This window comes from Sulfitobacter delicatus (assembly GCF_900102535.1).
In the GTDB taxonomy this organism is placed as follows: Bacteria; Pseudomonadota; Alphaproteobacteria; order Rhodobacterales; family Rhodobacteraceae; genus Sulfitobacter; species Sulfitobacter delicatus.
The window spans coordinates 319,779-342,183 of sequence record NZ_FNBP01000004.1 but is presented as its reverse complement, the minus strand read 5'-3'; the positions used below and the strand labels follow the sequence as shown (position 1 = coordinate 342,183).

The 22,405-nt window shown below is 65.3% G+C and carries 12 protein-coding genes; 9 read left to right on the top strand and 3 right to left on the bottom strand.

The genetic code is table 11. The annotated features are described in order from the left end of the window. Positions 1 to 131: 131 nt before the first annotated feature. Positions 132 to 2,030, bottom strand: a complete 1,899-nt coding sequence (locus BLS57_RS10200) for a hypothetical protein (RefSeq protein WP_093741842.1) — start codon at positions 2,028 to 2,030, stop codon at positions 132 to 134. Then, complete coding sequence (locus BLS57_RS10195) at positions 2,023 to 2,805, bottom strand: hypothetical protein (protein ID WP_093741840.1); 783 nt, start codon at positions 2,803 to 2,805, stop codon at positions 2,023 to 2,025. The genes BLS57_RS10200 and BLS57_RS10195 overlap by 8 nt, the downstream gene beginning before the upstream one ends. Before the next feature lie 367 nt (positions 2,806 to 3,172). On the opposite strand from BLS57_RS10195, the gene BLS57_RS10190 reads away from it, so the two are divergent. From BLS57_RS10190 to BLS57_RS10150, 9 genes are all read left to right on the top strand, one after another. Continuing rightward, complete coding sequence (locus BLS57_RS10190) at positions 3,173 to 4,426, top strand: site-specific DNA-methyltransferase (protein WP_093741836.1); 1,254 nt, start codon at positions 3,173 to 3,175, stop codon at positions 4,424 to 4,426. After that, positions 4,423 to 4,695, top strand: coding sequence for a DUF7220 family protein (locus BLS57_RS10185; RefSeq protein WP_208597550.1), 273 nt, complete (start codon positions 4,423 to 4,425; stop codon positions 4,693 to 4,695). The genes BLS57_RS10190 and BLS57_RS10185 overlap by 4 nt, the downstream gene beginning before the upstream one ends. After that, positions 4,688 to 5,110 (top strand): hypothetical protein, encoded by a 423-nt coding sequence (locus BLS57_RS10180; RefSeq protein WP_244153653.1) that lies wholly within the window; start codon positions 4,688 to 4,690, stop codon positions 5,108 to 5,110. Before BLS57_RS10185 ends, BLS57_RS10180 begins: the two co-directional genes overlap by 8 nt. Then, entirely contained in the window at positions 5,107 to 5,595 is a 489-nt protein-coding gene (locus BLS57_RS10175; RefSeq protein WP_093741832.1) for a phage terminase small subunit P27 family, read from the top strand. Before BLS57_RS10180 ends, BLS57_RS10175 begins: the two co-directional genes overlap by 4 nt. A gap of 72 nt (positions 5,596 to 5,667) precedes the next feature. Continuing rightward, complete coding sequence (locus BLS57_RS10170; protein WP_093741830.1) at positions 5,668 to 6,369, top strand: recombinase family protein; 702 nt, start codon at positions 5,668 to 5,670, stop codon at positions 6,367 to 6,369. Positions 6,370 to 6,544: 175 nt separating this feature from the next. Beyond that, positions 6,545 to 7,009: a peptide-methionine (R)-S-oxide reductase MsrB gene (gene msrB, locus BLS57_RS10165; RefSeq protein WP_093741828.1), complete on the top strand. Its 465-nt coding sequence runs from the start codon at positions 6,545 to 6,547 to the stop codon at positions 7,007 to 7,009. After that, a complete protein-coding gene (locus tag BLS57_RS19855; protein WP_244153652.1) occupies positions 6,910 to 7,509 on the top strand; it encodes a hypothetical protein in 600 nt (199 codons plus the stop codon). Before msrB ends, BLS57_RS19855 begins: the two co-directional genes overlap by 100 nt. Positions 7,510 to 7,890: 381 nt before the next feature. Beyond that, entirely contained in the window at positions 7,891 to 15,363 is a 7,473-nt protein-coding gene (locus BLS57_RS10155) for a coiled-coil domain-containing protein (protein ID WP_093741826.1), read from the top strand. Further along, positions 15,360 to 21,545, top strand: a complete 6,186-nt coding sequence (locus BLS57_RS10150; protein ID WP_093741824.1) for a hypothetical protein — start codon at positions 15,360 to 15,362, stop codon at positions 21,543 to 21,545. The genes BLS57_RS10155 and BLS57_RS10150 overlap by 4 nt, the downstream gene beginning before the upstream one ends. Here the strand turns inward: BLS57_RS10150 and BLS57_RS20130 are convergent. After that, entirely contained in the window at positions 21,468 to 21,962 is a 495-nt protein-coding gene (locus tag BLS57_RS20130; RefSeq protein ID WP_425274341.1) for an IS1/IS1595 family N-terminal zinc-binding domain-containing protein, read from the bottom strand. The two genes, BLS57_RS10150 and BLS57_RS20130, sit on opposite strands and share 78 nt — an antisense overlap. Between the last annotated feature and the right edge of the window lie 443 nt (positions 21,963 to 22,405).

Here is a 22,405-nt window from a genome sequence, read left to right as displayed (position 1 = left end):
TTATGGGTGCTGCGACGTGACACGCTGATACCCGGTCGTGACATGATGCTTGTCCGGAAGCATGGATTTTTCATGTCAATCTGGTTTGGCGTGACATTATTGGTCATGGCGTGACATGGCAGGGGATCGGATCAGATCTCCCCGAGTTCTCCCGCCGAATCGCCTTCGCTTTGCAGTTCGATCTCCGGGTCGAGACGATATCCCCTATTGGTTTTCCCCTGGATCAGCAGATCTCGGTTGGGATCCATGCTATGGATATCGCGGAACCCTGCGGCCACCTTGTCGCGGCATCGCTTGACGCGTTGCCGGATGGTCTTTTTGTTGCTGGTCAGCCGTCGTGCAAGTTCACCGGAGGCAATGAACCGGTGATCGCACCGAGGGCGCCCCGAGCTTCTGTCGTCGAGCAGGTCGTCCTTCAGCGCAAGGGGCACCGAGGCAAGGCTTCCAGACAGATTGCATAGCCCGACGATGCTGACGATCGGTTTTTCCGGAGAACCCTCGAACCTAACCTGTAGCGGGGCGTCTGGGTCGGGAACCAGATCCTCTTCCTTTCCTGCAGGAATATCGGGCGGGCGGAACAGCCCCCGGTCTGCATCAAGTGCGGGGCCATCGGGGTTGACGCTACCTTGCTGCGTCAGAAATGCCGACACGAGCGATGTTGAAGGCAATCGGCCGTGGAGGATGTCCGCTGATCGCGTCGCCAATACCTCCTCAAGGACTCGCTGGACGTTGCTACCGTGGCGCAGATGCATCGCGCGCGCCTTCTCCAACACGGTTTGCCGGGGCAGTTCCGGATGTCCCTGGGTAATGCGAGCAAGCTCCAGACCGAAACTCCTGACGAAGCCCAAGTCATCAAGCTCTGTCAAGCCAAGGGCGTGGCGGGTCCATTCGATCGCCATGGTTGCGGAAAGCGCCTTCTCGCGCGGGCCGAACAGGACGTTGGTGCCGTAATCGTCTTCAAAGTCGAATTCCTCCAGACCTGCGGCAAGAATCGCGAACCTGCGATCCAGGCACTGTGAACAGGTACCGCAATGTGTATGGCGCGTGGTCTGTTCGCGAATGCTCGTGCAACTGACGGTCTTCGCAATTTTGCCTTGGCCGCCATGCTGCGCGATGCGTTCGACAACATCGCGCTTGGTCAGCCAACGGTATCGGTTGTCGATCGGAACAGGTCGTTCCGGGTCCACGAGGCTTAACAGCCGGTCCAGCTTGTGAAGGGTAAGCGGATGGGTTGTACGCGTGGCCATGGTTCCAACGACCTGGCTGCTGATTGGCAGGTTATGGCTGATGACGCCGTTTTCGTAGAAGCTGATCCGCTTCGCCCCGAAAGTGGTCGCAACGACCTTGCCTAGCGCGGCGAAGAGAAGAGATCGAGAGCGCTGGGACGAGTCGCTTGCTTCCTCTTTCTTGCGGCGTGCCAGCACATGGATCGGCAGAACGCGGTTCAGGAACTTGTCGGCAAGATATTTCCCCAGTTCGACCTGACGGGGAATGGTCTTCTGAGCCGAACGATGGGTCAGCAGAATGACCTTGTCGGCGGAACTCGACAGCCTTTCCAGCGCTCCCGCGAAAGAGTCCAGCCCTCCTGAGAACAAAATGACCTCGTCGGCCGCAAAGCCCTCGCTGTCAGGGTGAAAAGTCAGGAAGGGTTCCCGGGCCGGTTCCTGCTTCCTGGCAACGAACTGGAACGCAACATGATCTCCGGTCATGAAATTCACGGCATCGACAAGTGCCTCGCGCACATCCGATCTGCTCCAGAATTCCGGATCAAGGACGGGGATCGTGAAGGAAAAGCTCCGACGCCAATCCTCGCCCATTTGCGGACGGGTTGGACCTCCGCGCCGGATTGCCCCATCGGCAAAGAAGACAGCCGACGCGATTTCAAGAAGATCGCTGTGTACCGGTGCAATCTCGCAACGTGCCATCGCACGGATGGTATCGGTTCGCAGATGGAAGTTGGGATCTGCCCCGTTGATCCGGACAATCAACGGGTCTTTTCGCCCTGCAACATCGATCCGCGCCTCAGACATCGAAGCCCCGTCTGGTACTGAGGTCGCTCACGATCTTCTTCAGCGCCACATACCCGAAGCTCGCCGCCGCCTCGGGGCTGAATCCCCCATCCCGGTGCAGCGTTTTCCCGTACCAACCACCAGAGAACTCCTTGATGATCCGCGAGGATTCCCACGCAAATTCCCGCACCTCCCGATCAAACGCCTGGCGGGCGCCGACCCCATCGAAGCGTTTATCGTGACCGATTTCCGTATCGAGATGCCGGTCAAGCCAGTATGACAGTGTATCGGCGACCAGGGACGCAAAGAACTGCCGGGAATAGGCCGCCACGGGCTTGTTCCAGGACAGATTGCGTGCCGCGAGACGCACATCTTCGGGCGTCGCGGTAAAGAGGCCAGGCAGTGCATCTGCGATCGTGGTCGACAGGACGGAGGTCATCGCCCGGGCAGCCAATTCGCCCAGATCGTTTCCCGACCGGGAGCGGGAACGCACGTGTTCCAGTCGAGTGCTCACGGCAGCCAGCAAGTCGAGAAGTTCGGGTTGCTGGTGGATATCCAGATCCAGAGATCGCAGCGCATCACCGAAATCACTCCGCCGCGCCGCTGCCGGAATGGCCAGCAGCAATCTTACCGCTTCGATGAATACCGGGTCATTGCTTGCCTGAAGAAGATCGCGTTCCGCTGCAAAGGCGCTTGCGGCCATGACCGTTTGTGTATCGGCAGGCCCGGAAAGAAGTGTGGCAACCTCAATCCAGCGCCGCGTCTTCGGTAGAACACCGAGCGTGGTATGTCCCATGAAAATGCGTCTCCCTCGCGTAACTTCAAATACACGCCATGCCTGAGAAGCCTGTCAACAGTTCCGAAACGAGGGAAAGGCGCCGCTCTGCAACAGATGCAACAGATGAATTCGTTTATTGCTCACGCGCACCCACGCGAAGAACATATTGATTTCATCTGTTGCATCTGTTGCGCCCGCTGCGATTGGGCGCAAAATCAAGCGCTATCGGGCAATGCCTGCGGCTACCGTTTCCCATCAAGCTCTCGAGAGGTATCGCCATGTGTCGCCAGATGTCATTTATTGTCTATCTTACAGTGGCTTACGGGGTGTGTTATGCTTCAGGTGCGGCCTCGTGTGAGGCGCGGAAATACCGACCGGGGGTGTGATGGGCAGATCGGCGAAAGGATTGGAGGGGGCGACGGAGATCCGGCGGCGGGCGGTGTCGGAGCTGGTGCCTTACGTGAACAACGCGCGCACGCATTCCGAGGCACAGGTGGCGTTGATTGCCGGCTCGATCCGGGCGTTCGGGTTCAACAACCCGGTGCTGGTGGATGGCGCGAACGGCATCATCGCGGGACACGGGCGGGTGCTGGCGGCGCGGCAGCTGGGGCTGACGGAGGTGCCGGTGATCGAGCTGGCGCATCTCACGGACGCGCAGAAGCGGGCCTATATCCTGGCCGACAACAAGCTGGCGGAGCAGGCCGGTTGGGACCGGGAGCTGCTGGCGCTGGAGCTCGGCGATCTCGGCGAACTGGGCATCGACCTGGAAGATCTGGGCTTTGACGGCCGCGATCTCGACGACCTGCTGGGTCACGGCGCGGCCGACCCGAGGGAGGAGGCAACGCCCGAACCTCCCGCCGATCCTGTCTCGCGCCGTGGCGATCTGTGGCAGCTGGGGCCGCATCGGCTGCTCTGCGGTGACGCCACGGACAGGGGCGCGGTGGCGCGCCTGCTGGACGGGGTGACGCCGCATCTGATGGTCACCGATCCGCCCTATGGCGTGGACTACGATCCGGACTGGCGCAACCGGGCCGGGGCGGCGCAGACGAAACGCACCGGCAAGGTCCTGAATGACGACCGGGCCGACTGGCGCGCGGCCTGGGCGCTGTTTCCCGGCGAGGTCGCCTATGTCTGGCACGGCGCGCTGCACGCCACCACCGTGGCCGAAAGCCTGAGCGCGACAGGCTTCGAGATCCGCTCCCAGATCATCTGGGCCAAGGAGCGGCTGGTTCTGAGCCGGGGGCATTATCACTGGCAGCACGAGCCGGCCTGGTACGCGGTGCGCGGCAAGGGCCACTGGTCGGGCGATCGCAAGCAGTCCACGCTCTGGTCGATCCCGAGCCGCGACCAGGATGCGGACACCGTGCATGGCACCCAGAAGCCGGTCGAGTGCATGCGCCGGCCGATGCTGAACAATTCCAGCCCCGGTCAGGCGGTCTTCGAGCCCTTCTGCGGATCGGGCACGACGCTGATCGCCGCCGAGACGACCGGACGGGTTTGCCTCGCCATGGAACTCGACCCGGCCTATGTCGACGTGGCGGTGCAGCGCTGGCAGGCCTTCACCGGGCAGGACGCGGTGCTGGCCGGCGACGCGGAGGCCTTCGCGGCCTGTGCCCGGCACCGGAAGGACGCGGCATGAGCCAGTCCCGGTCCATGTCCCTCGTCGAGGTGTCGACCAGCGTGACCATCGGGTTCATGCTCTCGCTGGCGATGCAGGCGCTGCTGTTTCCGGCGGTCGGATTGCAGGCGACGATCTCGCAAAATCTGTCGCTGGCGATCGGCTTCACGGCGCTGTCGGTTTTGCGTGGCTACATGGTGCGCCGCGTGTTTGCGCGCCTTGGCGGCGGACGCGGATCCCTTGCCGGTCTGATCGGCCGGGGATCGCCGTGCGGGCCGGAAGATGGATGAACCGATGGCGCGCCCGACGATCACCCTGACACCGGATCAGGTCCGCGAGGTCGAGACCCTGGCGGCGCTGCTGAACCAGCAGCAGATCGCCGATTATCTCGGGATCTCGCGGCGCACCTTCCAGGCGATCTACGAACGCGACGAGGCGGTTGCCGCGCGCTATAAAAGGGGCAGGGCGAAGGCCATCGCCCATGTTGCCAACGGGCTGCTGCAGAAGGCGCGCAGCGGCGACACGACCTCGGCGATCTTCTACCTGAAGACCCAGGCCGGCTGGCGCGAGACCAACATGATCGAGCATCAGGGCCAGGTAACGAAAGTGGTTCGCGAAATCGTCAGCCCCGCAGAGAGGCTGCGGGCGATGATCGAGCAGACGGCCGAGCGTCTCGGAACCGACACCCGGGACCCGGCACCATGAGGGGCCGCAAGCCGGCCACGACGACGAACACGCTGGCGCGGACCCGGCTCGGAGCCTTGCCGCGCTGCCCGGCCCATCTGTCGCCGGTGGCGCGGAAGGAATGGCGCCGGCTGGCCACGCCCCTGCATGACGCCGGTTTGCTTTCGCTGGCGGACCGCTCGGCGCTGGCGGCCTATTGCCAGGCCTGGGCGCGCTGGGTCGAGGCGGAGGAGCGGTTGCGGGAGACGCCGATGCTGATCCGGACACCCTCGGGCTATGCCCAGCAGTCGCCCTGGCTCAACATCGCCAACAAGCAGCTCGAGATCATGGGTCGCTACATGTCCGAGCTGGGTCTGACTCCTGTCGCGCGCACGCGGCTCGGACTTGACCCTGCGAACAGCGCGCACACGCCCATGAGTATCCGTGTCGTCTATGGCCGGGAGGACGACGGGCAGGACAGCACCCCGCTCGAAGACGCAGAGATCGTGGTCGATGGCCGCCTCTGAGGGCGATCTGACTACACTATGTCGCGAACGCATCGTACAGACCTGCCTGACGTTGGTTGCGCAGGTCTGTACATGGTCGAGGTTGCCCGGAAGTTCGTTGCCTATGAACGCGTCTCCACGGCGCGCCAGGGTCGGTCCGGTCTGGGGCTTGCGGCACAGCGAAAGGCGATCGATGACTTCATGGCGGTGCGCAACGCTGCGGTGATCGACCGGTTCACCGAAGTCGAAAGCGGCCGCAGGAACGACCGCCCCGAACTTGAGAAGGCCTTGCAACGCGCCCGCCTCACCGGGGCCACGCTGGTCATCGCCAAGCTCGACCGGCTGTCGCGCAACGCTGCCTTCCTGCTGACCCTTCGCGACAGCGGTGTTGCCTTCCTTGCCTGCGACATGCCCGAGGCCAACGATCTCACCGTCGGCATCATGGCCCTGGTGGCCCAGCAGGAACGCGAGGCGATCTCCCGGCGCACGAAAGAGGCGCTGGCGGCCGCCAAGGCCCGCGGCGTCAGGCTGGGAAACCCCAACGGTGCCGCGGCGCTCAGACGGGCAGGGAAGGGCGGTGAAGCGCTGCGTGCTGCCGTCGCTGCCAATGCCGACGCATTTGCCGCCGACCTCGCCCCGGTGGTCGAGGCGATACGAGCCGAAGGCCACACCACCCTGCGCGCCATCGCAGAGGAACTGAACCGACAGGGCATCAGGACGCGGCGGGGCAGATGTTGGCATGTCTCGACCGTCCGGAACCTGCAGGAAAGGCTTGCAGATCTGAGTGAGGCATGACCAGAACTCCGCCTCTGATCCGCCCTGTAATCCATTGCGCGAGAACTCCGCGCCGGCTGGCTTTCGTCGCGAACACGCCAAGTCACATCCCTGCGAACAGGCCGAACCATCACTCCCTCCAGCCCCACACAGTGCCATACTGTCCAACAAACTGGAAACCGATTGGAGACCTGCCATGAACCGCAGAAAATTCCTGATCTTCGCGCTCGGGGCAAGCCTCGCCGGTCGTAGTCTTCACGCCAACGACAGCGGGTTCGAGGTGAGCCGGACCGAGGCAGAATGGCGTACCATGCTCAGCGATGCCGAATTCCGGGTGATGCGCAAAGAAGCGACTGAGCGGGCCTTCACCAGCCCGCTCAACGACGAGAACCGCACCGGTACCTTTCACTGCAAGGGCTGTGACCTGCCGCTCTATGCCTCGGCGACCAAGTTCGACAGCGGTACCGGCTGGCCGAGCTTCTACGAAAGCCTGCCAGGCGCGGTGGCCACGCAGCCAGACCGAAAGTTCCTCATCATGCGCACCGAGGTCCACTGCAGGCGGTGCGGAAGCCACTTGGGCCATGTCTTCAACGACGGCCCCCCGCCGACCGGCAAGCGCCACTGCATAAACGGCGTCAGCCTGACGTTCGTTCCAGCCTGACCGAACCGGACCCGGCAGGCGGCAGCACCTGCTTCGACGATCTGATCGTCGACAACGCCACCGGGATCGTCGACCAGCCGCAGCTGCCCCGGTTCAAGGCTTACACGAACTACGACAACTACGTGGGCGTCGGCAGCTGGACGAAGATCGGCCTCAACAACATCGACTACAACGACCAGGGGGCGTTCGACGCTGCGAACAACCATTTCGTGGCGCCCGTGGACGGCACCTACCTCTTCGGCGCAACACTGCTCTACAAGATCAACGCCAGCGCCACGGCGCGCATGCGCGGGCGGCTCGTGTTGAACGGCACCACCGAAATCCGAGGATCGCGGGGCGAGATCAGCGGCGCGCATGTCTCTGAGGCGACGGCGCTCTGGCTTCAGACGATGGTGTCGCTCACCGCCGATGACACCGTGGAGTTGCAAGGCAACTTCCGCGCCGCGGATGGCTATTTCGCCGCCGACCGGACGTCTTTCTGGGGGGCGAAGGTCGGCTGAGCGGTGGAAGGAGGATCCCAATGACACCACGACCCCGATCCGAGAGCTTAGCGAGCATGCCCGACGGGACCGAGAACAAGCTTGAAGAGAGCGACGGGCTGAATGCCTGACGCAGTGCGAAACCCTGTGGCGAAGGCCTGAGCCGGTTTTCTCGTCTGAGGGAGCTCTTAATGTTTGATTGAATCGTGATTCTGGGGCAGTTTGGTATAGCGAGAAGGCATGCGGTTTGTTGTGTATGTGCTGACATACACTCTCAGGAGATTATAGGCTTTTAGATTGGGTTTTCTGAGCACCTCCTAGGCTTCTTGGATTCTTAAATCTGTAAGTATTTCCGAAAATAGGCCGCCAACGTAACCCCTTTTGAGGGTAGTGGAGGCGGTCATGGTGCGGATTGAGCGTTCCTTTCGTGTATTCGGTCATTTCAGCATTGGCCGAACGGATGATCCGGACGCGGCTAAAGACATTCCCGGCGATTGCCTGGAGATATTTCACGTTCCCGTCGAGAATCCTTCGGGCACGATCACTCATTTTTCTTTAGCGCGGGTCAGCCGGGTTGGCGACGCCGGCAAGCTGCCGCGCCGGATCACCGCCACCGCCGTGGAAAAGGTGCCGCCCGAGCGCAACGTCTTTTTGAAGGATGGGCGCGCGGAGATCGAGACGCTGTTAGAAAAGCCGGGAACCGTAAGCTTCTGGATTCATGAGCCTAAGAAGGGCGGCTCGGGCGGGCAGCGATTGTATTTCTTCGGCCCGCTCTGGCTGGATCAGTTTCAGGCCGGTAAGAGCGAAGTGCCCAGCGAGCGCTTTCCGCTGCTGCCGGAGATCCGGACCGCGAAAAAGGACAGCGCGTCGAGTGTCTGTTTCGGCAGCGGGTCGGCGTGGGATATCCGGATTGCGCTATTGTTTCCGATGCCGGTGGCGTTGGGCAACTTGTTCCCGTTTTCGCCGAACAAGGGCGGTGTGCTGGGGTTCACGACGCTAGTTCTGACCGAGCAGGTAAAAGATCTGGAAAACGATCCCAGAGCTCTGCTGCGTCCGAACACCTTTATTTATGCCCCGCCGGGCCTGGATAAGGAGTCGGACGTCAAGGGCGACGTCGACTGGACCTACGGGGAATTCGCGATCGGTACGCCGAAGAGCGGCATCAAGGCGCTACGTGGAAAAAAGGCCCTTACCTCACCGAAGTTCGAGGGCGTGCTGCAATCGCTGGGCTTCGGCGCGCAATCGGTCGAAAAGGGCACCGGCCACACGGTGGAATTCCTTTCCGCAGGGTCGAAGGACGGTCATGTCTATGCCGTCTGTTGTCGCCGGGCGCAGACGTTGCAGGCCGACGCGGGCGTCGCCGTGGAGTCGAACAAGGCGCTGCTGGATCTGAACCGGCAACTGGGCGGGCGGCTGAAACTGAAGGACCGGACGCTGGTGGCGGAATGTCACTGGACGGTGCTAATGACCGACGCGTTGCTGTTTCGGGCGCTGGCCGGATCGGACGGGGCCGCGCAGGCGGGCGGGTTCTTTGTGTCGCTGCGGTTCGACACCGAGGTGCCGAAAGGCATCGTTGGCGATTCCGGCCCGGTGGTCGGTGAGCCGCTGACGCTGGCCGGGGCGGGTCTGGTCGAGGCGGCGCGGCAGAGCAACGCGGCGCGCGCGGCGCTGATCGCGACGGACCGGCAGCCGCAATCCGGGCTGCCGGAACTGGAGACGCTGACCGGGTCGCCGGTGGCCTTGCCGGTGATCGCCTATCCCACCAATCCGGCGATGACGTTCTGGCCCGGGAGTTTGCCGAAGTTGGCGTTGCCGGACGGGCCCGTGCAGATCGGGTTCACGCCGGATACCGGTTATCTGGACGCGGGCGATGGGCCGGGGCGAAACCTGACGCGGCGGCATCTGGAGACGATCCCGAACGCCAAGGACTGGACCGCGCCGGATGCAGCGGCGCTGTCGTGGCGGCTGCCGCCCGAGCCTGCGCCGCCGGTGCCGTTCCGGATGCGGCTGCCGGCGTTTGACGACCGCCAGACGGGGGCGGCCGGAGGGGGGCTGCATCATCATGTTCTGCTGGGCTATGACGCCGAGGTCGACGTGGGCACCGGCAAGGCGACGGACATGGTTTCCTTTGCCCTGGGAAACGCGCCTTTGGGGGACGGCCCCCATCATGGCGCGCCTGAGCATTTCGACGGGCTTGAGGCGCGGCTGGGGTCGCTGGAATTCGCGCGGCGGGGGACGCTCTTGCAGGCCGGCGCGCAGGATGCCACGCGGCACGGCGGGCGTCTGCGGCTGTTCCGGCGGCATCGGCCCGAGGTCGACACGCGGCCCGCGGCGGGACCGGCGGCGACGCTGAAGCTGGAGTGGCGGCTGGCGCTGTCGGTGGACCGGGCGTCGCCGGTGACGACCGACATTCCGCACGGGCGGCGCGACGAACGGCCGACCGACCTGCTGATCCGCGAGGCGCAGGGCGATGCGGCGGAGGCGGGCTTTGTCCTGACGCTGACCGAGACGCTGACCGACGCGGCAGACCGGCACCTGGTGGCGGCGCTGGACGAACGGTCAGACGCGGATGACACCGCGGCGCGCGACACGTTCACGGTGCTGACCGAGGCGCCATTCTCGCTTTACCGCTTTTCGCGCCGGCCGCTGTCGGTCAGCGACGGGCTGATTTCCGTTGCTGCCTATGACAGCGACGCGCGGGAATGGACATTCCGCACGCCCGAGCAAACTGAAACCTATCGGTTCACCCGGCCGGCGGGGGCGGTCGGCGAGGATGCGGACAAGCCGGGGCGGCTGGAACTGCACGACGCGCCAAGCCGGGCTGAGGCGGTGGCGCCCGCCCGGCCAGACGGGCCGGACGGGGTGGCGCGGCGGTATGCGGTGGACACAAGGTTCTCGCCGCCGACGGATCTGTGGATCGACCCGTCGGATCTGGAGCGCAACTTCAACCTGCCGGAATACGCGGCGCGGGAATTGTTCCGGCAGCGGGGGGATTTCGGGCTGGGTGTGGGGTTCACCGCGCTGCGGGGAGAGCTCTTGTACGGGCTGGCGCATTCGATCCAGCCGCCGAAGGGACTGGACCCGGGGCCGGGGCCGCGGGTGGCCGAGCTGGAGACGCTGACCGGCGCGATGGTGCAATATGGCGCGAACGAGCGCGAGGTGCCGATCCGCACCCGCTGGACCGCGTTGCGCGAGTCGTTGCGGCAGCGGCCCGAGCGGCTGGAAATCTGGACGCTGGACACCCGGCGCAACGATCCCTTCGTGCCCGCGCGGTTCGACAGCGGCGTGCAGGCGGCGATGCGTGCGACGGCGCTTCTGGCGCCGCCGGTCGCCGAGGGCGATCAGCAGGGCGGGCTTCCGCCCGAGGGGTTCGGTGCGCCACGGCTGCATGAGAAAGGGCTGTCGGGCGGCGTGCTGTGGCCGCTGGAATCGGCGAATATCACCCGCGTGCTGCGCCAAGCGCCGGTCGCCACCAGCGCCGAAGTCGACGGGCTAGTGCTGAGCCCGATGGGGAACAGCGGCAACCAGACCGCGCGGTTCCTAAACAACTACGCCACGATCATCACTGAGACCCGCGACGGGTTCCTGCAGAAGCAACGGGTCGAAATCATGGGCCGCATTGCCGGGCTGTGGCATCCGGCGAAACATGTGGTGATCTATGAGCGTACCACCGCGCCGTCCCCGCAATTCGCGCCGTCCCCGGACCAGCCGAGGCGCACCCGCCGGCCCGCGCTGCGCAAGGTCGAGGAATTCGTCGAGATCCTGCAGCCGGTGCGCCGGTTCCCCGACATGGACAACGTGTCCTTGCGCAGCCGGGGCTGCCTGGAGGAGGTGCGGTTCAACTCCACCGTGATCCACGTCAACGGCGCCTGGGGCCGCGACGTGGGGCGCTATGGCTGGGAAGTGCCGCTGTGGAACCGAGGCGAGGCGGAGCTGCGGCCGCAGATCTATCCCTATCCCGACGTGGCGGTCGTCACCACCGGAGAGGGCAGCGGCGACCGCCCGCAAACTTTGCAGGAATGCCTGGATGTGGCAAACCTGTATTTCTACACCGACCCCGAGGCCGCGAAGACCGAGGTGCGCACGGACCGTTGGCCGGCGCGACATGGCGTGGATACCTCGGCAGTCGGTGGCGTAGATCCCTCGACCGACGGGCAGCCGAAATTCCTGCGCGAACTGATCGGCGTCAATGCGCCCGCCGCCGATGGGCGGCGCACCGCCGCCGGGCGCGTTCTGCCGGGTCTACGGCGGTTCACGCTGCGGCTGGCGCCGTCGGACGTGAAATCGCGGATCAACGCCGAGCGCGGCGATAAGCCGATCTTTTCGGGTCTGGCATCGATCACCATCATGCGCAATCCGGCCGACTTGGCGAAGGATGGCGAGATTGGTGTCAATCTCGAGAAGATCAAGAAAGCCGTCGGGGCGCTGGGCGCCGCGGACGCTCTGAAGGACCTCGTGAAGCCCGGTGTCGCGCTGCCGCTGGGCAAGGACAATCCCATAGACGTTCCCGCCTATGACACGGCGCAGGATGCGATTCGGGCCATCGAGGACCTGGCGAGCCCGACCAAGGCGGATCTGGAAAAGCTGAAGACGGCCCTCTTGCCCCTGACCAAAGAGGATCTTGTCACCGAAATCGACGCGAAGCTTGCCAAGAAGGGCACCGTGCTGGGCGATGCGGTCGATCTGCTAAAAAACAACGAGGACCTGAAAGAGGTTTTCGAACAGGCCCGCAAATTCGACGAAGACGATTGCAACGCGTTGGCCGATAAAGCCGCAGGTGCGATCCGACGGCGACGGCTGATGTACGTGGCGCTGGTGAACGAGGCGCGCAAAGAGTTCTCCCGCCAGGTCATGGCCGCGAATGTTCTGACCCGCGAAACTGCGCGCGACTGGCTGATCGAGGCGATCACGGCGGAAAGCGACGCGTTCTTTGACGAGACTGCGCGCAACTTGGGAGAGCTGCGGTCCGGCGTGGCGACGGTGCGGGCGATCACTGCCGACTGGCGCGCGGATGTGCATGTGGCAATGGACAACGCCCGCGCGCGGCTGGATGCCTTTGCCCGCAGCTATGACCGGAACATGCCTTGGTCGCGCAACCGGATCGACGCGGCTTTTGCAGAGCTGTCCGCGGAACTGGAAAATCTGGAGAAGGAAGCGGAACAGGCGCTGGACGAATTGCGCAGCCGCGCGGCGACGGAAATCGGCGTGTCGGCTAATGCTGTTGGCGCGCGCGTCGCCAAGGCAATCCGGCAGGCGATGGGGCTGGGCGCGCAGGCGTTTCATACGTTCGACAGTGTCGAGGCGTCGGTCACCAAGGGAGTGGAACGCGCGAAGGGCGCGATCGCCAAGGTGCCGACACAGGCGGATATCGAAGAGCGGTTGAAGCAGGCCCAGGCGAAGGTCGACAAGATCAAGGACGCCGGGCAAAAGGCCAAGGCGCAGGTGGCGCTCGAAAAAGTGCGGGAGGCAGCCGACGCGCTGGAGATCAACGATCTGAAGACGCGGTCGAGGGCCCTTGTCGATCAATCGGGCGCTGCGGCGAAACAGGGCATCGGAGAGATCCGCGAGCTGAACCGGGAGGTTCTGGCGCTGACTGTCGGCGAGCTCGAGAAACTAGGGACATTTTCGGAACAGGCGCATCAGGCGGTGGCCGACCTGAACGACGCCGTCTTTGACGAGGTCGTCACCCAGCTTTCCGGCATCGGCGACCTGGCGCAGGCTGTGCTGGATGCCACGAAGGCCGAACTGCACCGGTTCCTGAAGACCTGGGAAAACGAGCTGGCCGCGTTCGACGAGGCGGTCGCGGATGCGCGGGGCTGGATCGAGGCGAACACCCGGCTGGCCGACCGGGCGGCTGAAGTCGGGCTGGGCGCGGCGGAGGCCTGGCTGTCGGATTTCGAGGCCCGCATCGCGTCGGCGGCGCAGGTCGTGAATGCTCGGGTGCGGGACGAGTTTTCGCGGCAGGTCGTGCTGCCTCTGGTCGACGGGCTGTTCGAGACGGTGCCCTGGCCACCATCGGACAAGGTGGAGGAAGCCCGTGCACTGGCACTGGAGCTGTCCGAGCAATTCGCCGAGCAGGTCTCGGACCGTCTGGACGAGCTGGCGTCGCTGCCGCTGTCCGGGATCGATAAGGCCAAGAAGGCCTGCGACACACTAGTCGGCGTCAGGGCCAAACTGCTGTACGGAGCAGAAAGCGTCAAAAAAGCCGCAGTTGAAGAGTTGCAGAAGGCGCTGGAAGAATTCAGTGGCGATCTGGACGATGCGATTGCGGATATCACGAAGTGGAACGAGTATCGCGAGGATGTCCTGAACGGCGCCGACAAGCTGTTGGGCACGGTCAACGAGATCGGTAACCAGATCGCCGATTCGGGCGACAACGTCCGCGCCTATCTGGACCGTGGGCTGGATATCCTGGCGCGTGCGGGCGACGCCAAGCCCGGGGCGATGCCGGGCGTGGCGCTGCAGTTCATCAGCGCGGCGACACAGGCCCCCGAGATCGCTGCGCTCAAGGTCAACGCTGAGCGCATCCGCGTGCTTTTGGACGAAGCGAAGGATGTCTTGGAAACGCCAGCGATCCGCGCAGGGCTGGACCGTCTGGGCGACGCGCTGAAGGCGCTTGGGCTGGAGTTCGACTTCAAGACCTTTGGGGATCGGTTTGTGCCGGAGTTCGAGGAGGACCAGCTGCTGAATCGGCTACTGCCGGACCTGGGCGGGATCAACCTTCGCGACATGCTGCCAAGCGCGAAGCTGCCCGAGGGACTGCGCGAGGTGGTGCGTCTGTCTCATGACTTGGACGCCAAAACTGGCCGTGCTTGGGTGCAGGCGGATCTGGATGTGCCGTTGCCGGGGCGCCAGCCGATGTTCTCTATCGGGCCGTTCACGCTGTTCCTGCGGGACTCGCGGCTGACCGCCTTTCTGCGCGCCGAGGCCAGCAAGGACAGCGAGGAGGTCGCGGTCACCGACAGGGCGCTGATGCTGACGACGATCGAGGCGGTGGTCGGCGGACAGGTGATGGTGACGCTGCAGGACGTGATGATCACCTACAGCAGCGAGGACAAGCTGAACTTCACGCTCGATCCCACCAAAATCCGCATTCATCAGACGATGCGGTTTATCCAAGACACGCTGGGGTCGATCTTCGGCGACGAGCTGGGCGGTCTGGTGTTCATCAAGGAGAACGGCATCCCGGTGGGCGTTGAGCACAAGTTTGCGATCCCGCCGCTGTCGCTGATGTATGGCACGTCGGGCGTCAGCAACCTGCAGATTTCCAACCGGTTCGCGCTGCGGGCCTATCCGGATTTCATCATCGCGAACCGGTTCAACCTGTCGCGGCGCGAGCTACCGTTCCTGTTCACGATCTTCATCATCGGTGGTGCGGGTTATATCCAAGTAGATACCGAATACCGCCCATTCGACAAGCAGCTGATGGTGGTGGTCGAGGCCGGGCTGGGCGGTTCGGCGGCGCTGGGCTTTTCGCTGGGGCCGGTGTCGGGCGGCGTATTCATCTCAATCAGCGTGGTGCTGCGGTACCAGAAGACAATCGGCAGCGCGCCTAACGGCGAGGACGGGCTGTCGGTGTCGCTGGTTCTGCTGATCGCCGGGTCCGTGACCCTTTGGGGCATGGTGACGGTCTATCTGGGGCTGATGCTGTCGATTTCCTACCACGACAGCGGCAAGATCGACGGGCTGGGACAGCTCTCTGTCGAGGTCCGGATCTCGCGCTGGTTCAAGCTGCGGTTTTCGTCCCAGGTCAAATACAAGCTGCGGGACGGCCAGACCACCACGCAGGTGGAATCCAAGACCGAGACCGGCGGCAAGTACCTGGACGCCATGAAGAAATTCGAAGCGTTGAAGAAGACGAGGGCGGCGCTATGACCCTGATCTATCATGTTGCGGCAGAGGCCGAACCGAGAGAGCTGCACGGCGAGATCGACGACGTTTCGGTGATCGGCGTGCACCTGGCGCTGCAAAGCACGTCGGACAGCGAGGGCGGCGCGCAGGCCGAGATCGAAGAGGCGTTGAGCCGGATCGCCCACGGCACGTTCCACCTGTTCAAGGTCGACGGCAGCGCGGCCGCTCCGGTCGAGGAACTGACGCGCTTGTACCCGGTGCCCGCCGATCCGTCGTTCGGCTGGACGCAGGTCCGCGCGTGGCTGCGGCGGTCGAAACAGGCGTATTACCGGCTGGACGCCGGGCTGGCGTTCGACACGGACATCGTGGACGTGTCGGAAAGCTTTGAATTCTACAAGGTACCGGCGGAGGGCGACCGGCTGATCGCGCAGGCGCGGGCGGTCGACCTGCTGCGCGCGACGGCGAAATGGCCCGCGCCGCTGGCGCAGGACGCGGGCCTGACCGTGCCGCTGAAGACAGAGCAGCCGCTGCAAGAGAGCTCCAGGTTTTTTGTGGTCTTCCTGCCCGAAGGGCTGGATCTGGCGTCGTTGCACTTCGCTGCGCCGCAGATCGACGCCGACCTGGCCACGGTGGCGTTCAAAACCGATCTCGCCGATCCGGAACCGGCATTCGAGGCGCGATCGGGCATCTTCGATCCCTACACGGCCGCCGATCCGTTCTTGCAAGCCGACGGTGGCACCACGACGCAGACCAGCGCCGTGGCTTCGCGCCTGTTGACGCGGATCGAAGAGCGGGCGCCGTCGCTGCTGACGGCGGCCACCCAGCTGGACGACATCGCGCTGAGCCCGAATTTCGCGGGAGATCTGCTTGGGATCGCGCCCGCCAAGCCTGACCCCGGTGCGGCGATGCCGGCGGATGTGCTGCACTGGTTCAAGCGGGCCAGCGTGCTGAGCCTGTTCGACGTGCCCTGTGCGGCGCTGCATTTCGTCGAACCGGCGATGGACAAGGCTGTAGCCGCCCGGCCCAAGGGCGCGATCCTGCAACGGCTGACCCGTCGGATCGCAGGGTACTACGAACTGCCGCAACAGGGCGGTCACGACGTGGACGAGACGAAGTTGTATCGTCTGCTGCTGGAGGAGTTGAAGACCGCGCTGGCAGACAGCCCGCTGGTGCACCTGAACGAGGATCTGAAGAAGATCGTGCCGGGGTTCGTCGATCTGAAAGAGGTCAGCGCGGCATTCGGGACGCCGCCCGGGGGCACGGTGACATGGGATGTCTGGCAGACCGAGTTCCGGGCGTTCCAGGAACAGCTGGCGGCGGTTTCGGTCCAGCTGGAAAGCGAAACCGGGGCCGAGGCCTGGGTTCTGGAGCAGTTCCGGCGGGCGTTCCTGACCGAGGGGCGGTTCAACACCGCGCCGGTCGCGTCGGCCTTGCCGGCCGTCGGGACGCTGGAGGAAGACCTGACGCGGCTGTTCGAAGGCTTTGAACAGGACATCCTGGGCGCGTTTGACGGCAGCGAGGCGCTGCGCCGCGATTTCGGGGCGCTGGTGGTGGATGCGCTGGCGGCGGGGGCCGATCTGGGCGAGCCGGACACGATCCGGGCGGCGCTGGGCGGGGCGGACTGGTTCAAGCGGCGGTTCCTTGGGCTTGCCGGGCCCGATGGTCTGTTGGACCGGCTGATCGGCCCCTGTTTCCCGGTGGGGTTCGACTTGCCGACGCCCGAGGCCAAGCAGGCGACGGCAAGGCATCTGACCGGCGCCTTTGGGCGGCGGGTCCTGGAGATGACGGGCGAGGCCCCGGCCATCGCCGCGCGGTTCCTGCCCGATGCCGGGCCGCAGCCGCTGCCGATCCGCATTCCGATCACGCTTGGGAGCGCGCCGGGAGCGCTGGCCGAACGGCTCGACGCGATCTCGGCCGCGATTTCGGGGTTCGGCTATATCGTGCGGGCGCGGCGGGCGACCGAGGAAAGCGGCGGCCCCGTGGGACATGCGAGCCTGGTGGGGCTGGCGAAAAAGGCCGTGGCGTTCGATCCGGTCACCGGAAACGTGGGCGAAGACGACGACTGGTTCGCGTCCCGGGCCGTGATGCCGACGCTGCCGGTGCTGAACCCGGGGCGGGCGGGTCTTTACGTGGATTACGCGGGCATGCCGCTGGCGTCGCCGAACCGGCCAGAGCCGGGGCAGGGCGGGGCAGAGCTGGACCCGGTGCAATTCGCGCAGAAGCAGGCGCTGGAATCGATCCGGGCCTATGTGGTCGAGGATTGTCCCGACGCGCCGGACCTGCCGGCGCTGGCCTATGGCTACAGCTATGGCATCTCGACTTTCTGGGTGCCGGGGTCGGGCGCACTTCCTGCGACGTTGCGCGGCGATGCCGGGCCGTTCGTGCCGGGCAAGCTGGCCGATCTGGTAGATACAGGCCTGTTGCCGCAGGACGATGCGCTGGTGCCTTATCTGCGGCGGACCGCGATCAGCCAAGCCGAGGTGAGCGTCCTGGGCGGCGACACGGTGCCGGACGAGGTGCAGCCGCTGGCGCAACAGGATCCGCGGCTGGTCTTGGAATGCGTGGGCGGCGGGCGGCGGCCGTTGGATCTGTTCCGGCGGCCCGACGGGGCCGGGGGGCTGACCGAGGGGACCGACCTGGTGCGGCTGCTGGGGGTGTCGTTCTCTGGCGGGCTGACGGTGGACGACCTGTGGGTCTGCGCGCTGCGCGAGGACGGGACCGAGACCGTGCTGACCGACCTGGAGCATGACGCGGGAACCGGCTGCCTGACGGTCCCGCTGGGCGAACTGGCCACGTTCGGTGCGGTCTGGCTGCGGCTGGCCTGGGCGGAGGACGCGGCGCCGGGCGGGTGCCTGAGCTTCGACGTGCCGCGGCTGGCCGAGGCACCGGACAACCAGGAGCGGGACGGCAAGGTCATCCTGCTGGCGAAGGACACGAAAGACTGGCGCGTGGGCCCGTCGCGCGACATCCGGATCGCGGCACCCGGCGTGTCGTTCGCCGATTTCGACTGCTGGTCCCGGAATTCGGCGCTGTGGGCCGATGCGACCGGGGGCCATGCGCGAGGCAGCGAGCTGCTGGAGGCGATCGGGCTGGCGCAAGTGTTCCTGACAGAGCTGGGCACCGACGTGCTGCGTCGGATGCTGGCAGAGGCGGGCGTTTCCGCCGTGGCGGGGCAGGACAACGTGGATCTGCTGAACCGGCTGCCCGATCTGGCGGTGCGGCGGCTGGCGGTTTTTGCCGCCGGGGCGGACGAGATCCGCGGCCAAAGGGGCGGCGCCGAAAGCCTGGTCGCGCCGCTGGAGATCCAGCCCTATGACCCCGCGCGGCTGGAGGGTCTGCTGGACGACATCACGGCCAACATGCCGACCGAGGACGATACGGTCGATGACGAGGAGCGGAAGGCCGCGGCGCAGGTCGTGGCGCTGTACAAGCTGATCGCGAAGATCATCGCGGAGGCGCAGCGGACGATCACGGTTACCTATGGCGACAAGCTGGCCTTCGGGGGGAACGAGCTGAAGGTGCCGGCCGGCTGGGTGACGCGGTTGGCGGTGCATCCGGGCGTGGAGATGGCGCATCTTGCGGATGCCGATAAGGGCGGTGTGTTCCATCCCGGGATGCGGCAACTCGTAGTAGGAGAGTACGACGGATTCGTGCTGTTCGACGGGCCGCGGCTGCATCTGGAAACGGTACGCGCCATCGAAGAGGCCGACTGGCCCGCGCACACGTCCGTCCGCGCCGAACCGCAGGAACGCCTGCGCGCTTTCACGGTCGAATACCTGCCGGACGAGACGAACCGCATCTTCGGCCGCGCCCAGATCGAGGTACAGCAATGGCAGCCCACCGGGCGGCCGATCTATCGCTGGATCGAGCCGGTGCCCGCCAAAAGCGTGGCCACCCATCCGGCCGTACAACTGACGATTCTGCCGGGGCTGCAGCCGCAGGCGGTGGCCAAGGCGGGCCAGGCGCTTGAAGCAGAGGATCCGATGACGGTACCGGACAAGCCGGGACAGGTCAGGTCGGGCGTGCTGGCGGCCTTCGAGGAAGACGCGTTCTTCGGTTTCGACGCGACACGGGGCGATCCGCGCAAACCGATCGTGATCGCGCCGCCGCCTTCGGAAACGCGGCTTGTGACGCAGGACTGGCCCTATCGATCGGCCACCTATTTCCGATTCAAGGTGCGGTTCTTCAGCCGGTACGCCGCGTTGCACCGCCAGACCGACTCGCAGGTCTACGAGATGCGCGACGCCCAAAGCGGCGATCCCTGGCCGGTGCGGGTGGCGATGCTGGCCGATCCGTTGCAGGGCGATGTCACGCGCCCGCAGTTGCGCACGCTCTTCCCGTTGTTGCGTCGTCCCAAGGACGACGCGGCCATTGGCGAACCGACGCTGCCCGTGGCCTGCGTTCTGGCGGAACCGCCGTTCGCGCAGTTCGGACTGGCCGACCGGGTCTGCGCCGATCTGAAGACGATCAACACCTATTCCACCGAAGGTGAATTGCATGTCGACAGGCTGCGCAAGGAACTTGGCCCGGACCCGCGGCTGAGCTATTTCGCGCTGCCGGACGATCCGTCGCGCCAGGCCACGGTTCGGGTCGAGGGGCCGGTGGGCCTGCATTTCGAGGGCCGGGAATCGCCCGATCCGGCGCTAGTGAACAGCCAGTACATGTTGCACCTGGAAGTGCCGGACATGCCCGACGACGGCGTCCTGCCGGCAGAGCTGGAAGAGAGCTTTCTGGGCATCGGCATGACCCGGTTCGCAGATCCGGCCTGGAGCTTTGTCGCGCCGCCCGCGGACGGCGGCGGGGATGGGGCTGCCATCGACGGGTTCCACGCCACCTGGATCGACGTGACGGGTGACATTGCGCTGCAGGGACGGGCGCTGGGCGCGGACACGGACTCCGCGCTGATTACGGTTCGGGCTGAGGGCGGAATGCTACGCGTGAAAATCGCCCGCGCGGTGCTGTACGCGCAGGGCGGCGACGGGCTGGCGAAGCTGTGCGATCTGCCCGAAGACGCGCGCGTGGTCCTGCTGTTGCAGCCGCGCGGCGACGGGCGGCATACGCTGAGCGTGCTGCGCCGTCCGAAAAAGATCGCCGATGCCGAACTGGAGAAACAGGGGCGCATGGAATTGCCGCAGCTTGTGGCGCTCGTGGATTTCACGGTGGTAACGCCGCTGACCATGGAAGGGGCGGGGGCCGCGAGGATCACACGGCAATCGGAGGTGACGTTTGCCGACTGGACCCGAACCGCGCGTGACATGGACCTGGTGCGCCGACGCGGCGGCGAAGAGGCGGCCGACGAGGTGCAGTCTCTGGATGCGCTGGTGCCGGTGCTGGGCGCTGCGAACGGGCTGTTGGAATTCCGCGATGCGGGCGGTCAGCCTTTCGCGATTTCCAGCCCGGTGTCGCTGCGGCGCTATCCCCTGCATGTGCACCGGCGGTTCGTGCCGATCCTGCGCCGCCCGTCACCACAGATCGGCCACCGGATCGACCTGTACCATGCGGCCTATCTAGCGGATGCCGAGGGCCGCGCGCTGGTTGCGCCGCAGGCCGATGCGCAGGTCAGCCTGATGGAGATCGAGATGCGCGCCGAGATCCTGCGGGTGCAGGACGGGATATCCATGCTGGAGCGGTACGCGTCGGGGTATTTCGATCTGAAAGGGTCGCGCGGGGCCGCGCCGATGCGCCAGGTCCGGTTGCATCTGCGGGCGGCCAACGTGCCACTGAAGCTGGCGGGCGTCACGCTGCAGTTTACCCTGGGCGATAAGGTGGTGGAGGGGCTGGCATTCGACGGGGCCGGGGCCGAAGAGACCTGGGCGCTGGACGTGACGCTGTACCAGACCAGCGGGGGCGAGCAGCCTGGGACGCGCTGGGCGTACCGGATGCCGGGTGGGTCGCTGATGGATCAGGCGGCCGAGGAGCTGGGCGGGATCTTCGACCCGACGCTGGAAGGGTTCCACTTGGCGGTGCACGGGACGGCGATGCATCCCGAGACTTGGCTGGACGTGTCGATGCTTCACAGCCGCGTGGACCGCACGCAGGGGCAGGAGGTCGAGCCGTTTGATTTCGACTGGATCCTTGGACAGGTCGAGAGCGGGACCGATCTAACCGAGGCGCTTTCAGCGAAGGTGCTAAACAGGCTGCCCGAGGCGCAGGCGCGGGTGGTCGGGCATTCCGTCATCCGGCCGGTGCGCACCGATGCGGCCTAACGTTCGCGGGCGGCGGCTTGTCGGGCGCGCCCGGCTGTCAGGCGCGGGGTGCAAAATAGAGGTGCGGAACACCAGCGCGCTTGGCGGGGAATGGAGCCGGAGTGGGTCCGCCGTGTCCTCGGTCAGTAGCTCCACGGCGGTCTCCGCCATCGCGTCAACGGACTTTCGATAGGTAGTCAGTGAATAAGATGGCCACACCCTGCATGAGGCTTTGGAACAGGTGGAGATCCTGACCGATTGACATACCCGGATGCATCCGGGCGAGCGGCGTGCCGCTCGCCCTGACCATGTCGCCCGGCGCTCGGAGCAGCGCCATCGCTGGGCACCAGTGCGCGTCCGACCCCACCGGACACGACAGTCGCCGCCGCAGTGCGGGCACGATGCCGTCGGACCGTCAGCCTCGGCGCTGGCGTCGATCTCCGGACGGCTTCGGCCCGTTCTCGCGCCTCCACAACCATACCCTCGGCCCGGCTCAGTTCATGAGGTGTCAGGCGGACGAGCAGGCGGCCGAAATCGGTCGGATCGAAACGGAGCATGGCAGGTCTCCAGCAGGCTGAGGGGCCTTCGACCCTATCCGTTTACTCGTGAAGAGCAAAGTGCGAACAAACACGGTTTGCTGATACCGCTTGCCCGTAGGTCTTCCTCTCCGCGATCGCCTTCGCCGCCACCGTGATCTTCTGGCTTTGACCATCAATGATTCTGGAGCCTAACGTCCCTTCTTTCCCAAAAATTTCTTCGCGTTATTGATTGCTGCGATGTTCTTGAATGGATGTCTTGCCCAGACGATAGTCCCCTTGCACGCACCTCTCCAAGGCTAACTGGGAAGGATCAAACGGCAAGAAAATTGCTCGCATCCAGCA

Coding starts and splice junctions, on each gene's coding strand:
- BLS57_RS10200 (WP_093741842.1), bottom strand. CDS start 2,030: ATGTCTGAGGCGCGGATCGATGTTGCAGGGCGAAAAGACCCGTTGATT.
- BLS57_RS10195 (WP_093741840.1), bottom strand. CDS start 2,805: ATGGGACATACCACGCTCGGTGTTCTACCGAAGACGCGGCGCTGGATT.
- BLS57_RS10190 (WP_093741836.1), top strand. CDS start 3,173: ATGGGCAGATCGGCGAAAGGATTGGAGGGGGCGACGGAGATCCGGCGG.
- BLS57_RS10185 (WP_208597550.1), top strand. CDS start 4,423: ATGAGCCAGTCCCGGTCCATGTCCCTCGTCGAGGTGTCGACCAGCGTG.
- BLS57_RS10180 (WP_244153653.1), top strand. CDS start 4,688: ATGGATGAACCGATGGCGCGCCCGACGATCACCCTGACACCGGATCAG.
- BLS57_RS10175 (WP_093741832.1), top strand. CDS start 5,107: ATGAGGGGCCGCAAGCCGGCCACGACGACGAACACGCTGGCGCGGACC.
- BLS57_RS10170 (WP_093741830.1), top strand. CDS start 5,668: ATGGTCGAGGTTGCCCGGAAGTTCGTTGCCTATGAACGCGTCTCCACG.
- msrB (WP_093741828.1), top strand. CDS start 6,545: ATGAACCGCAGAAAATTCCTGATCTTCGCGCTCGGGGCAAGCCTCGCC.
- BLS57_RS10155 (WP_093741826.1), top strand. CDS start 7,891: ATGGTGCGGATTGAGCGTTCCTTTCGTGTATTCGGTCATTTCAGCATT.
- BLS57_RS10150 (WP_093741824.1), top strand. CDS start 15,360: ATGACCCTGATCTATCATGTTGCGGCAGAGGCCGAACCGAGAGAGCTG.